This is a genomic window from Shinella yambaruensis, assembly GCF_050859155.1.
GTDB lineage: Bacteria > Pseudomonadota > Alphaproteobacteria > Rhizobiales > Rhizobiaceae > Shinella > Shinella yambaruensis.
Genome location: NZ_CP150638.1, coordinates 1,842,105 through 1,855,635 on the forward strand (window position 1 = coordinate 1,842,105; position 13,531 = coordinate 1,855,635).

Below are 13,531 nucleotides of genomic sequence, written 5' to 3' on the forward strand. Positions count from 1 at the left end.
CCTCTCCTCCGTCATCCTCGGGCTCGACCCGAGGATTCACGCCACAGACTGACGAACCCCGGCCGATCCATCGGCCGGGGTTTTTCATTGCGGGCAGGGAGAGGTCAGGGCGAGACGGCGACGTCCACCCAGAAGCGGGTAAAGCCTTCGGCGAAATCGCGATAGCCGCTCAGCGTCGAGGGTTTGACGGCATAGGCATTGGCACCGTTCTGATAGGCGCGGTTGACATCGGCGGTGCTGGAGGACGAGGACAGCATGATGACGGGCGTCACCGCCGTGCGGGCGCGTCCGCGCAGCCGCTTGAGCAGGTCCATGCCGCTGGTGCCGGGCATGTTGATGTCGAGCAGGATGTAGTCGAAGGCCTCGCGGTCGAGCCGGTCGCTCGCCAGTTCCGCGTCGGCGACATGGGTGATCTCGATCGTGCTGCCGGCATCGCTGAAGGCACGCATGACGAAGCGCACGTCCACAAGGTCGTCGTCCACGACGATCAGCTTTCTAGCCGAGCCTCCCACGATCGTTCCCCTTTGATTTTACGGGTTGCGGAAACGTCACGACGAAGCGTGCCCCCGGACCGTACTGCGTGTCAAGCGTTATCACCCCGTTGTGGCTCTCGACGATCCGGCGCGCCAGCGCGAGTCCGACGCCGGTGCCCTGGTACACCGCCTCGTCCCGGTGAAGGCGTTGAAACACCTCGAAAATCCGCCCTGCATGCTGCGGGTCGATGCCGATGCCGTCATCCTCGACGACGAAATCGATGCCGCCCGGGCGCTCGCGGCAGTAGACGCGCACGACCGGCGCGGCGCCGGGCCTGCGGTACTTCAGCGCATTGCCGATGAGGTTCTGCGCCAGCCGCTTCAGGAGTTCCGGATCGCCCATCACGTCCGGCATGGGCGCGGCCTCGACACGCCCGCCCGCCTCCTGCACATGGCTTTCCAGCAGCGCGAGCGCGTCGCGCACCACGTCGGAGAGCGAAACGGGCTTCGGCGCCGAGATCCGGTAGGCGATCTGCGAGAATTCCAGCAGGCTGTCGATGATCCGGCGCATGCGCGCGGCGCTCTTGCGCACATGGTCGGCATAGGTCGGCAGTTCGGCGATGTCGCCGCGGTGCAGGTCCTCCGAGATCATCTCGGCGAACATGGAAAGGTGGCGCAGCGGCGCCTTCAGGTCATGCGAGACCGTGGCGGTGAACTGGTCCAGCGCCTCGTTCTTGCGGCGCAGCTCCTTCGTCTGGGCTTCCACCTGCTGCTGCTGGCGCTTGGCCTCGGTGATGTCGCGCCCGACGCAGACGACCTCGCAGACACCCTCCTTGTCGAAGATCGCCACGGCGGTCCAGAGCATCCACATCATCTGGCCGTCATGCCCCTCGATGCAGATCTCCACGGTCTTGACGGGCGCGGCGCGGGTGTAGTTCTCGACGTCCATCAGCGCCGCGGTATGTTCCGGTGCGCAGGCGATATCCGGCAGGTAGCGGCCGATCAGCCCGTCCGTCGTCGAGCCGACGAAATGGGCGTATTTGTCATTGGCGAAGCGGATCGTCAGGTCGCGATCGAACCGCAGGATCATGTCGGGCAGGATCTGCAGCAGCGAGAGATATTCGCGGCGCTTCATCTCCAGCGCCGCTTCGGTGCGCTTCAGCTCCGTTACGTCGACGCGCAGCGCGACGATGTCGCCGGTCTCGGCCACATGGCTCTCGCCGCGGATCCACCGGTCCTTGCCGAACTCGAAGACGGTTCCGCCGCTGCCGGTGTTCCTGTGGCTTTCGAGGCGGGCGCGCACCATCGCCTCGGCCTCCGGCGTTCCCTCCCGGATGCCGGGAAACATGCCCGCGCGGATATTGGCGCGCGTAATGCTCTCCAGCGTCACGCCCACGCGCACGGCATCGCGGGCCGGTCCGCACCGCTCCTTGTAGGAGCGGTTGAACATGACGAGGTGCTCCGTCTCGTCGAAGATCGCAAACCCCTCGGGCATCGTGTCGAGCGCCGCCGCGATGCGCTGGCCCAGCAGGATCTGCTCGCCGTGGCTGCCCCCGCTCAGAAGGCTGCGCAGGAGGATCGCATAGGAGGGCCGTCCGCCCGCATCCGGCATGGCGATCACATGGGCCGTCGCATCGAAGGTGGCGCCGTTGTCGTGGCGGAAGCAGAGAGCATGGGTATTTTCGCGCCCGCCCGCGGCCTGACGGGCAAGGCGCGCCGCTGCCGCCTCGCCCGCGAGAACGGCTACGCCCGCCGCCGCCCCGTCGTCGCGGCTCCAGCCGAAGGTGCGGGCCGCCGCATCATTATGGGAAACGAGACGCCCCTGCGCGTCGACGATGACCACGGGAAAGGGCAGGTTCTGGTAAAGTGCCGCGGCAAAGTCGTCCATCGCTCGCGCCCCTCTCCCTGGCGATCACGCCGGCGCCGGATTCGCGCGCCGCGCGCGGGAGACTAAAGCAATTCCGGCAAAAGTGCGAAGCGGTTTTGCCGGAATTGCGCCGGGACGAAAGGCTGGAGCGATTTCGGAAAGGACGTGGAAACGCTCCCGGCAAGACCGCCGGAGAAGGAAAGCCGCAAGGATTGACGGGCTGCGCAATGCCCGACCGGCTCAGCCGGCGCGCACCGTCGGCTGGCCGGAGGCCGCGAGGGCCGCAAGATCGGCCGGCTTCAGCTCGACCGATTCGCCGCAGCCGCAGGCGGACGTCTGGTTCGGGTTGTGGAAGGTGAAGCCGGAGCGCAGCGTCGTCACCTCGAAATCCATCTGCGTGCCGAGAAGGTAGAGCACCGCCTCCGGCGCGACCCAGACGCTGGCGTCGTTGTGTTCGATCAGGTCGTCCTTGGCATTGGGCTCGGTGACGAGGTCGATGGCATATTCCATGCCGGCGCAACCGCCCTTCTTGATGCCGACGCGAATGCCCTTGGCATCGCCGCCGGCATTGTCGACGATCGCCTTGACCCGGTCTGCCGCCGCGTCGGTGAGTGTCATCACTGCAAAGGCCATGGGCCGCTTCTCCTTCGCCGGCCGGGTTCAAGGCCCGGCGGTCTGCGAATCCGAATCTAGTGTTGGCGGGTTAACGGATCAAGTCACAGCGCTGAGAGTTTGCCCCTCATCCGGCTACCGCCACCTTCTCCCCGCAAGCGGGGAGAAGGGATATGCCGCACGGTTTTCCCAGATCTCGGCATTGCATCGGGCACGTCCCCTCTCCCCGCTTGCGGGGAGAGGGCTAGGGTGAGGGGCAAGCCGCAGCAGCCGGCCTTGCCGTATCAATACCAGCCCACGGCGACCTGCGCCTCTTCCGACATGCGGTCCGGCGTCCACGGCGGATCGAAGGTCATCTTGACCTCGACGCCGGACACGCCCTCGACCGCGCCCACGGCGTTTTCCACCCAGCCCGGCATCTCGCCGGCCACGGGGCAACCGGGCGCCGTCAGCGTCATGTCGATCTTGACCATGCGGTCGTCTTCGATGTCGATCTTGTAGATCAGGCCGAGCTCGAAGATGTCGGCCGGGATTTCCGGGTCGTAGACCGTCTTCAGGGCGGAGATGATGTCGTCGGAAAGGCGCGCCAGTTCGTCGTCCGGGATCGCCGAATGCACGATGCCGTCGCGGACGTCGGTCTTGTCTTCCGTTGCGTCGAGGGACATGGGTCCACCTCCTCAGGCAAAGAATTTGCGGGCATGGTCGAGCGCGTCGGCCAGGGCATCGACTTCGGCGCGCGTGTTGTACAGGCCGAACGATGCCCGGCATGTGGAGGTGACGCCGAAGCGTTTCAAGAGCGGCTGGGCGCAATGGGTGCCGGCGCGCACCGCCACCCCTGCCCGGTCGATAACCATCGAGACGTCATGGGCATGGATGCCTTCCAGCTCGAAGGAGAAGATCGAGCCTTTGCCCGGCGCCGTGCCGAAGATCTTCAGCGAATTGATCGCCGAAAGCCGCTCATGGGCATAGTCGCGTAGGTCCGCCTCATGGGTGGCGATCGCCGCACGGCCGATCTTCTCCATGTAGTCGAGCGCATGGCCGAGCCCGATCGCCTGCACGATCGGCGGCGTGCCGGCCTCGAAGCGGTGCGGCGGGTCGTTGTAGGTGACGATGTCCTCGGTCACGTCGACGATCATCTCGCCGCCGCCCTGGAAGGGCCGCATCTCCTTCAGCCGGTCCATCTTGCCGTAGAGCACGCCGATGCCGGAGGGGCCGTAGAGCTTGTGGCCGGTCATCACGTACCAGTCGCAATCGATGTCGCGCACGTCCACCGGCATGTGCACGGCGCCCTGCGACCCGTCGACCAGCACCGGAATGCCGCGCTCGCGGGCGATGCGGCAGATCTCCTTGACCGGCACGATGGTGCCGAGCGCGTTCGACATATGCGTGATGGCGATGAGCCTGGTGCGCTCCGTCAGGCACTTTTCGAAGTCTTCGATGTGGAAGGCGCCCGTATCGTCCACCGGCGCCCAGACGAGCTTGGCGCCCTGCCGCTCGCGGATGAAGTGCCACGGCACGATGTTGGAATGGTGCTCCATGATCGACAGCACGATCTCGTCGCCCGCGCCGATCTTCGGCATGCCGTAGCCGTAGGCGACCGTGTTGATCGCCTCGGTCGAGGATTTCGTGAAGATGATCTCGTCGACCGAGGAGGCGTTGAGGAAACGGCGCACCTTCTCGCGCGCCGCCTCGTAGGCGTCCGTGGCGGCGTTCGACAGGAAGTGCAGGCCGCGATGCACATTGGCATATTCGCTGGAATAGGCGTGCGAAATCGCGTCGATCACCGCCTGCGGCTTCTGCGCCGAGGCGCCGTTGTCGAGATAGACCAGCGGCTTGCCGTAGACCGTTTTCGACAGGATCGGAAAATCCTTGCGGATCGCCTCGACGTCATAGGCCAGTGCGGGGGCGTGTTCCATCTCGACTTCCTTGTTTACGCAATCCGGACGCAAAACCGCTGTACACTTTTGCTGGGATTGCTCCTGTTAGGCGTGCTTGTCGAGCCAGTCGGCGATGACGCCTTCCAGCGCCTCGACCAGCGGCTCGTCTTCCAGCTCCTCGACGATCTCGGCGACGAAGGCGTTGACCAGCATGGCGCGCGCCTTGTTTTCCGGGATGCCGCGGGCCATCAGGTAGAAGAGCTGCGTGTGGTCGATGTCGATCACGGTCGCGCCGTGGCCGCACTGCACGTCGTCGGCGAAGATCTCCAGCTCCGGCTTGGCCGAGAAATCGGCTTCGTCGGAGAGCAGCAGCGTGTTGCACGACATCTTGGCGTCGGTCTTCTGGGCGTCCGGCGCAACGCGGATCTGCCCCTGGAAGACGCCGCGGGCGCGATCGAAGATCACGTTGCGGATCACCTCGGTAGAGGTCGTGTTCGGCACGTCGTGGCCGACCGTGAAGGTCACGTCGGTATGCGTCTCGCCGCCGAGCAGGTTGATGCCGCGCAGGATGAGGTCGGAGCCCTCGCCCGCCACCACGGCGTGGATTTCCTGCCGCACGAGCTTGCCGCCGGCATTGATCACGTAGAGGCGCAGCTTGGCGTCGGTGCCGAGCGTGATGCGGATCTGGCCGAGATGGGTATCGGCCGCCCCCTGGCCCTGGAAGATGACCCAGGTGACCTCCGCGCCGTCGGCAAGCGAGATGTCGCTGATCGTCGTGACGAAGGCGGCATTGTCGCCGGCCGCCACATGGCGCTCGATGACGGTCGCCTTGACGTTCGCGCCGAAGGTCGCCGGGAATCGCGTATGGACCTGGCCGGCATTCTGGATCGTCTGGATTTCGACCGGCGCTTCAAGTTCGGTGCCGGCGGGGAAATCCAGCACGAAACCGTCGCGAACGAAGGCGCCGTTGATGCGGCCGATCGTGTCGTCGCCGTCGCGGGCGACAAGGCCGTCCGCGGCCGTGCCGTCGGCCAGCGCATTGGCGAAGGTGCGCAGCGTCACGCCCTCGACCGCGCCCCGTGCATCCGCCACTCCGTTGACGACGGAAAGCACCGTGGAGCCCTCGACCAGCGGACCGATCCTGGCGGCGGAGGCCGCCGGATCAAAGGCCGGCACGGCGCGCAGCAGCGCCCTGAGGTCCGTATAGTGCCAGGCCTCGACGCGGCGCGTCGGAAGGCCGGCTTCCTTGAAGTCGCTGATGAGGACGTCGCGGGCGGCAAGCACCGCGCCGTCGCCCGGCAGTTCGCCGAGCGCATGGTCGTAGGCTTCGCAGAGCGCCGTCTCGGCGACGGAGAGCTTCATGCCTGTCTGCATGTTCATGAGATCACTCCTTCACGGGTGCCGTCAGGCCGCAGCACCGATGATGTCGGCGTAGCCGTTTGCTTCCAGTTCATGCGCCAGCGTCTTGTCGCCGGACTTGATGACCTGGCCCTTGTAGAGAACGTGCACCGTGTCCGGCACGATGTAGTCGAGCAGGCGCTGGTAGTGCGTGATGACGACGACGGCGCGGTCGGGCGAGCGCAGCGCGTTGACGCCGTCGGCGACGATCTTCAGCGCGTCGATGTCGAGGCCGGAATCGGTCTCGTCGAGGATGCACAGCTTCGGCTCCAGGAGGGACATCTGCAGGATTTCGGCGCGCTTCTTCTCGCCGCCGGAGAAGCCGACGTTCAGCGGACGGCGCAGCATTTCCGGCGCGATCTTCAGTTCGGCGGCGGCTTCCTTGACGCGGCGCATGAAGTCCGGCGTCGTCAGTTCCGCCTCGCCGCGCGCCTTGCGCTGTTCGTTCATCGCCACTTTCAGGAACTGCATGGTGGCGACGCCCGGGATCTCGACCGGATACTGGAAGGCGAGGAAGATGCCCTTGGCGGCGCGCTCGGCCGGGTCGAGCTCCAGGATGCTCTCGCCGTCGTAGAGGATGTCGCCTTCGGTGACTTCATAGTCCTCGCGGCCGGAGAGGATGTAGGAGAGCGTCGACTTCCCCGAGCCGTTCGGGCCCATGATGGCGGCGACTTCGCCGGCCTTCACGGAAAGGTTCAGGCCGCGGATGATCTCGGTGCCGTCTTCGGCGATGCGGGCGTGCAGATTCTTGATTTCAAGCATGGTTTTCGATCCTGGCTTCGGAGCGCGTCCCGCGCTCCCGTCTTCGTTTCAGAAGCCGAGGAAGAAGTGGACCACCGGAAGGAGCGTCGCCGAAAGGGCACCCACCCCGAACCCCATCGCCAATCGCACGATCCTGTTCGTAAGCGTCGGCGAATAGGCTGCAAGTCCACCGCAAACCACGGCGTAGTACGTCAGATTGACCGGATCCATGTCGTCGCCTCCAGATGAGAGCCGCATCCGCTATTATAACGGATCACGCGGGAACTTCATCGTGAGGCTTGTCCGGCCCCCCGGCGGAACCCGCCGGGACATTCCTTCACCCGATCAGCCGACCGAGCCTTCCAGCGAGATGCCGATCAGCTTCTGCGCCTCGACGGCGAATTCCATCGGCAGTTCCTGGATGACTTCCTTGACGAAGCCGTTGACGATCAGCGCGATCGCCGCTTCGGTCGGGATGCCGCGCTGCAGGCAGTAGAACAGCTGGTCCTCGGAGATCTTCGAGGTGGTCGCCTCGTGCTCGAAATGGGCGGTCGCGTTCTTCGCCTCGATATAGGGCACGGTATGCGCGCCGCACTTGTCGCCGATCAAAAGCGAGTCGCACTGGGTGAAGTTGCGCGCGTTCTCCGCCTTGCGGTGGGCCGAGACCTGGCCGCGATAGGTGTTGTTGGAGAAACCCGCGGAAATGCCCTTGGAGACGATGCGGCTCGACGTGTTCTTGCCGAGATGGATCATCTTCGTGCCGCTGTCGATCTGCTGGTGGCCGTTCGAGACGGCGATCGAGTAGAACTCGCCGCGCGAACCGTCGCCGCGCAGGATGCAGGACGGATATTTCCAGGTGATGGCGGAGCCGGTCTCGACCTGCGTCCACGAGATCTTGGAGTTCTTGCCCCGGCAATCGCCGCGCTTCGTCACGAAGTTGTAGATGCCGCCCTTGCCTTCCTTGTCGCCCGGATACCAGTTCTGGACGGTGGAATACTTGATCTCGGCATCATCGAGCGCGACCAGCTCGACGACGGCCGCATGGAGCTGGTTCTCGTCGCGCTGCGGCGCGGTGCAGCCCTCGAGGTAGGACACGTAGGCGCCCTCCTCCGCGATGATCAGCGTGCGCTCGAACTGGCCGGTGTTCTTCTCGTTGATGCGGAAGTAGGTGGACAGTTCCATCGGGCAGCGAACGCCCTTCGGCACGAAGACGAAGGAGCCGTCGGTGAAGACCGCGGAGTTCAGCGTCGCGTAGAAATTGTCGGTCGTCGGGACGACGGAGCCGAGATACTTCTTCACGAGATCGGGATGCTCGCGGATGGCTTCGGAGATCGACATGAAGATCACGCCGGCCTTTTTCAGCTCTTCCTTGAAGGTCGTGACGACCGAGACCGAATCGAACACGGCGTCGACGGCGATCTTCGAGGTCTGCACGCCGGCGAGGATCTCCTGCTCGCGCAGCGGAATGCCGAGCTTCTCGTACATCTTCAGAAGCTCGGGATCGACGTCGTCGATGGACTTCGGGCCGGTCTGGTTCTTCGGCGCGGCGTAGTAGTGAAGGTCGTTGAAGTCGATCTTCGGATAATCGACGCGCGCCCAGGTCGGCTCCTCGAGCGTCAGCCAGCGGCGATAGGCCTCCAGGCGCCATTCGAGCATCCAGTCGGGCTCGTTCTTCTTGGCCGAGATGAAGCGGATGATATCCTCGGACAGGCCCTTCGGCGCCTTGTCCATCTCGATCTTCGTCTCGAAGCCGTATTTGTACTGGTCGACGTCTATCTGACGGACCTGATCGATCGTTTCCTGCACCGCAGGCATGTCGTTCTCCAATCTTGCCGGATCCAAGGTCCGGCAGTTTGTCAACGTGTGGCGGGCCTCCCGCCGGTTATGTAAGCGCCAAAGGCGGTTTTTCCCACCCTTTGGCAAGCGAAAACTTGCGTTCCCGCAAGATTCACCTCACGCCGCGTTTCCCGTCATGCGCCGCCGCGAAACGACGCGCGAGAAGGCGGCGAGGAAGCGTTCCACATCCTCCGCCGTCGAGCCCGGCCCGAGCGAGACCCGCAGCCCGCCGAGCGCGGCATCGAAGCCCATGGCCGCCAGCACATGGCTCTGCCCGACCTTGCCGGAAGAGCAGGCTGACCCTGCCGAAAGCGCAATGCCCTCCAGGTCGAAGGCGATCTGCCCCGTCTCCGATTTCAGGCCCGGCAGGCTGAAGAACGAGGTGTTGGCGACACGCTCGACATCCGCGCCGTGGATGATGACGTCGTTGGTCACCGCCCGCATGCCGGCCTCCAGCGTGGCGCGCAGGGCGGCGATCCGTCCGTTGCGCTCCGCAAGGTCGGCGGCGGCAAACCGCGCGGCCGCGGCAAAGCCGGCAAGCGCCGCCGGGTTTTCCGTGCCGGAGCGATGCCCCTTCTCCTGCCCGCCGCCGCGGATCAGCGGCACGGGCATCAGCACCTCGCCGCGCGAGATCAGCGCGCCGGCGCCCTTCGGGCCGCCCAGCTTGTGCGAGGAGACGATCAGGAAATCGGCGTCGAGCGCCACAATATCGACCGGCACGCGGCCGACGGCCTGCACCGCATCGACGACAAGGAGGCCGCCATGGCGGCGCACGGTCTCCGCCGCCGCCTTCACCGGCTGCACGATGCCCGTCTCGTTGTTGGCGAGCATGACCGCCACCATCGGCAGGCCCTTCGCCTTGTCATGGCCCGCAAGAAGCGTTTCCAGCGCGTCGAGATCGACGAGGCCGGCGCGGGTGACGGGGATCGTCGTCACGGCCTCGCGCGCAAAACGCCCGCCCTCGCGCATCGCCGGATGCTCGATCTCGGACACATAGAGATGGCCGATGGCAAGCGGCGTGCGGCCCATGCGGTAGTCGGGCGTCAGGACGAGGTTCGCCGCCTCGGTGGCGCCGCCCGTGAAGATCACATGGGCCGGCGCGGCGCCGACCAGCGCGGCGACGTCACGGCGCGCGGCCTCCACCAGCATGCGCAGCGCCCGGCCCTCGCCGTGCACGGAAGACGGATTGCCGACGCTGTCGAGCGCGGCAAGAACGGCCTCGCGCGCCGCCGGCAGCAAGGGCGCCGTGGCGTTCCAGTCCAGATATGTGCGCTCCGTCTTCGTCATTCTTTACCCATGCCTGCCAGGCCAAGTTCACGGCGGCGTGCATTTTCCTTGAAATTTCCGTCTGGCTTGCCTTATGACACCAAACGCACGGCGTCCCATGGGCGCCTACACAGTTTCGAATGGTTCTAAACTAGGTTCTAGAAAAGCTGACTGGTTTCGTCAAGACTTCAGTTGACAAGAATCCGTTCCAGAACGCGAACTTGCCGGAGTAAGAATGCCCGAAATCATCTTCAACGGACCCGCCGGTCGCCTTGAAGGGCGCTACCAGCCGTCCAAGCAGAAGAACGCCCCGATCGCCATCGTGCTGCACCCGCACCCGCAGTTCGGCGGCACGATGAACAACCAGATCGTCTACCAGCTGTTCTACATGTTCCAGAAGCGCGGCTTCACGACGCTGCGCTTCAACTTCCGCGGCATCGGCCGCAGCCAGGGCGAATTCGACCATGGCGCGGGCGAACTGTCGGATGCGGCCTCCGCGCTCGACTGGGTGCAGAGCCTGCATCCCGATTCGAAGAGCTGCTGGGTTGCCGGCTATTCCTTCGGCGCCTGGATCGGCATGCAGCTCCTGATGCGCCGCCCGGAGATCGAAGGCTTCATGTCGATCGCCCCGCAGCCGAACATCTACGACTTCTCGTTCCTCGCGCCCTGCCCGTCGTCGGGCCTCATCATCAACGGCGATTCCGACAAGGTGGCGCCGGAGAAGGACGTCAACGGCCTCGTCGAGAAACTCAAGACGCAGAAGGGCATCCTGATCACCCATCGCACGGTGCCGGGCGCCAACCACTTCTTCAACGGCCAGACGGAAACCCTGATGGCGGAATGCGAGGACTACCTCGACCGCCGCCTCGCCGGCGAACTGACGCCGGAACCGGCCGCCAAGCGCATCCGCTGACCGGCCGAGAAGAAAACAAAAAAGAAGCCCGGTGACGTTCGCCGGGCTTTTTCTTTGCCTTCCGGTCACGCGCCTCAGTTCGCGCGCTTGACGACCTCCAGCACCACCGCGGGCGGCTCCGCCTCGCGCACGCAGTCGCGCCCGGCATTCTTGGCCGCATAGAGCGCATCGTCCGCCCGGCGCATGGCAAAGCGCAGCGGCTCGCCGCGCGTCACCTCGGCGACGCCGAAGCTGGCGGTGATGCGCACGGCCGGCGGCAGGCCGGGAATGGGCGCGACGGCACGGGTGGCGCGCAGGGTCTGGGCGAAGAGCAGCGTCGCCTCCCTGCCGGTGTTCGGCAGGAAGAGCGCGAACTCCTCGCCGCCGATGCGCGCGGCGAGCGCGCCTGGCGGCGCCGCGACACGCAGCGCCTCGCCGAAGGCGCGGATGGCGCTGTCGCCGCCCTGGTGGCCATGCGTGTCGTTGACCGACTTGAAATGATCGATGTCGCACAGGATGAGGCCATGCGGCCCGGCGCCCGCCAGCAGCGCGTCGATGCGGTTGTCGAAGCCGCGGCGGTTGAGGAGGCCGGACAGCGGATCGACCTCCGCATTGCCCTTCTCCTCCGCGACGATCTCCAGCACGAGCACGCAGAGCAGCATCAGGCCGACCGTGACGATCAGCACGGCGCCCATGCTCTGCGAGACGAGCGCGAACTGGCTGGCGAGATAGTCCTCCGCCGTGTTGCCCGCCCCGGCGAGCACGGCGGCGAAGGCCTTCACGATGAAATGCCCGCTGGTCAGCGCAAGGAGGACGATGAGCGCCCGGTCGACGAAACTGGCCGGACGCGCCCGCCAGACGGCGAAGGCGCTCATGCCGAGCGCCACCGCGAACGGCGTCTGGTAGGGCAGCGCATGGGCGAGCGTGCCGCGCGGCAGGTCGTAGATGACGTAGTCGAGCGCGACGAAGGCGACGAAGATACCCGCCAGGACCCACCGGTTGGTGCGAAGGCCGTAGAGATGGCCGACGCCGACGCGCAGCATCAGCATGCCGCCCAGCATGGCGGCGAAGGCGAGGATCGCCCAGAGCTTTGCCGGCGGCACATAGGCGACGAGGAATTCGAAGATGGTGGCGAGCGAGGCGACGGCATAGGTGCCGGCAAACCAGCGGGCGGCGACGCGGTTGCGGCTCCTGGCGGACACCGCCAGGAAAAACATGCAGAAACACTGCGCGATGAGAAAGTTCACCGCCAGCAGGAAGCCCGCGCCACTCATTGGCCACCTAACGCAAGACACAAAGCCGTTCCGTGCAGGGCGCCCCGGAACGATCTCACCGATTCCTAGACGGTGCCCGCGAAAAAACCGTTAATCGCGGGGGGCGTGTTTCTGCAGTAGGCCGCCGGTCACGGGCGCCGTCACGCCCGTCGTGCCCGGGAAGGTGAGCGGCAGGCCGCGGAGCGAGCGGACGGCGAGATAGGCCCAGGCCTCCGCCTCCATGCTGTCGCCGTCGAGGCCGACCGCCTCGGCCGTCACCACCTCCGCCCCCTCCGTTTCGGCAAGCGCCGCAAGGTCGCCCATGATCACCCGGTTGAGCCGGCCGCCGCCGCACACGACATAGAGTTTCGGCCGCTCCGGCAGGTGGCGGGCCGAGCGCAGGATGGCCGCCGCCGTGACATGGGCCAGCGTGCGCGCACCGTCCTCCAGGCTCGCGTCCGGCCCCTCCGGCGGGCGGAAATCGTTGCGGTCGAGCGAGCGGCGCACCGGATCGGTGAAGAAGGCATGGCCGAGATAGCGCTCCGCAAGGCCGGGATCGACGCGGCCCTCCGAGGCGATCATGCCGCCCTGGTCGTAGGGAATGCCGGCATGGGCCTCGACCCACTGGTCGATCAGCGTGTTGCCGGGGCCGCTGTCATAGGCGACGATCGCCCCGCCTGCGCCGATGAAGGTGATGTTGGAAATGCCGCCGATATTGACGAAGACGACCGCCTTGCCGGTGGCGCCGGAAAGGCCGGCGGCAAGCGCGGCGTGATAGGCGGGAATGAGCGGCGCGCCCTGCCCGCCATGCGCCATGTCGTTCGCCCGCATGTCGTAGACCACGTCGATGCCGGTCTCGCGGGCGAGCAGACCGCCGTCGCCGAGCTGCACCGTCAGACCGGCATCCGGCCGGTGCAGCACGGTCTGGCCATGGAAGCCGATGACGTCGATGTCGGATGCCGCAAGCCCGTTCTCCTCCAGGAAGGCGCGCACGGCCTCGCCGTGGCGCAGCGTCAGCGCGCGCTCGATCTTGGCAAGTTCGCCCGGCCGTTCGTCGCGCTTGCCGATCGTCTTGGCGGTCTCCAGCGCCCCTTGCAGGCGGCGGCGGAAGGTGGCGTCGTAGGGCCGCGCAAGAAAGGGGCCGCGCTCGACGACGGCCTCGCCATCCGTGCGCAACAGCGCGACGTCGATGCCGTCGAGGCTCGTGCCGCTCATCAGACCGATCGCCGTCCGCAGTCCCGTCATGCCATCCGCTCCAGAATCACTTTAGGAGTGATTATGCGGTGAAACAGTGCTAAACGCCCGGCGGTCCGCCG

Annotated in this window: 13 protein-coding genes; 1 reads left to right on the plus strand and 12 read right to left on the minus strand. The window is 66.1% G+C overall.

Features of this window, described 5'->3' with window-relative positions; genetic code table 11:
• Positions 1–104: 104 nt before the first annotated feature.
• From WMC41_RS09145 to WMC41_RS09190, 10 genes are all read right to left on the minus strand, one after another.
• On the minus strand, positions 105–512 hold the full coding sequence (locus WMC41_RS09145) for a response regulator (RefSeq protein ID WP_244765476.1): 408 nt from the start codon (positions 510–512) through the stop codon (positions 105–107).
• Entirely contained in the window at positions 496–2,361 is a 1,866-nt protein-coding gene (locus WMC41_RS09150) for a PAS domain S-box protein (protein ID WP_432347777.1), read from the minus strand. The genes WMC41_RS09145 and WMC41_RS09150 overlap by 17 nt, the downstream gene beginning before the upstream one ends.
• A 219-nt stretch (positions 2,362–2,580) precedes the next feature.
• Positions 2,581–2,973, minus strand: a complete 393-nt coding sequence (gene sufA / locus WMC41_RS09155; protein WP_432347779.1) for a Fe-S cluster assembly scaffold SufA — start codon at positions 2,971–2,973, stop codon at positions 2,581–2,583.
• 263 nt (positions 2,974–3,236) lie between these two features.
• Positions 3,237–3,617, minus strand: a complete 381-nt coding sequence (locus tag WMC41_RS09160) for an SUF system Fe-S cluster assembly protein (RefSeq protein WP_244765473.1) — start codon at positions 3,615–3,617, stop codon at positions 3,237–3,239.
• A gap of 12 nt (positions 3,618–3,629) precedes the next feature.
• Positions 3,630–4,868, minus strand: coding sequence for a cysteine desulfurase (locus tag WMC41_RS09165; protein ID WP_432347781.1), 1,239 nt, complete (start codon positions 4,866–4,868; stop codon positions 3,630–3,632).
• A 66-nt stretch (positions 4,869–4,934) separates the two neighbouring features.
• A complete protein-coding gene (sufD, locus tag WMC41_RS09170; protein ID WP_244765471.1) occupies positions 4,935–6,209 on the minus strand; it encodes a Fe-S cluster assembly protein SufD in 1,275 nt (424 codons plus the stop codon).
• A 24-nt stretch (positions 6,210–6,233) separates the two neighbouring features.
• Positions 6,234–6,989, minus strand: coding sequence for a Fe-S cluster assembly ATPase SufC (gene sufC, locus WMC41_RS09175; protein ID WP_244765470.1), 756 nt, complete (start codon positions 6,987–6,989; stop codon positions 6,234–6,236).
• 48 nt (positions 6,990–7,037) lie between these two features.
• Complete coding sequence (locus WMC41_RS09180) at positions 7,038–7,199, minus strand: hypothetical protein (protein ID WP_244765469.1); 162 nt, start codon at positions 7,197–7,199, stop codon at positions 7,038–7,040.
• A gap of 114 nt (positions 7,200–7,313) precedes the next feature.
• Positions 7,314–8,783: a Fe-S cluster assembly protein SufB gene (gene sufB, locus WMC41_RS09185; RefSeq protein WP_272805463.1), complete on the minus strand. Its 1,470-nt coding sequence runs from the start codon at positions 8,781–8,783 to the stop codon at positions 7,314–7,316.
• A gap of 138 nt (positions 8,784–8,921) precedes the next feature.
• Positions 8,922–10,091, minus strand: coding sequence for a cysteine desulfurase family protein (locus tag WMC41_RS09190; protein ID WP_432347785.1), 1,170 nt, complete (start codon positions 10,089–10,091; stop codon positions 8,922–8,924).
• A gap of 214 nt (positions 10,092–10,305) precedes the next feature.
• Here WMC41_RS09190 and WMC41_RS09195 point away from each other — a divergent pair, with 214 nt between their 5' ends.
• Positions 10,306–10,983 carry an alpha/beta hydrolase gene (locus WMC41_RS09195; RefSeq protein ID WP_023516508.1) on the plus strand — a complete coding sequence of 226 codons (678 nt, stop codon included), beginning with the start codon at positions 10,306–10,308 and terminating at the stop codon, positions 10,981–10,983.
• A 74-nt stretch (positions 10,984–11,057) separates the two neighbouring features.
• On the opposite strand, the gene WMC41_RS09200 is transcribed toward WMC41_RS09195, so the two are convergent.
• Together WMC41_RS09200 and WMC41_RS09205 are read right to left on the minus strand one after the other, a co-directional pair.
• The gene (locus tag WMC41_RS09200; RefSeq protein WP_244765466.1) at positions 11,058–12,179 is read right to left on the minus strand and encodes a GGDEF domain-containing protein; all 1,122 of its coding nucleotides are present in this window, start codon (positions 12,177–12,179) and stop codon (positions 11,058–11,060) included.
• Positions 12,180–12,326: 147 nt separating this feature from the next.
• Positions 12,327–13,460 carry an anhydro-N-acetylmuramic acid kinase gene (locus tag WMC41_RS09205; RefSeq protein ID WP_432347788.1) on the minus strand — a complete coding sequence of 378 codons (1,134 nt, stop codon included), beginning with the start codon at positions 13,458–13,460 and terminating at the stop codon, positions 12,327–12,329.
• Positions 13,461–13,531: the final 71 nt, after the last annotated feature.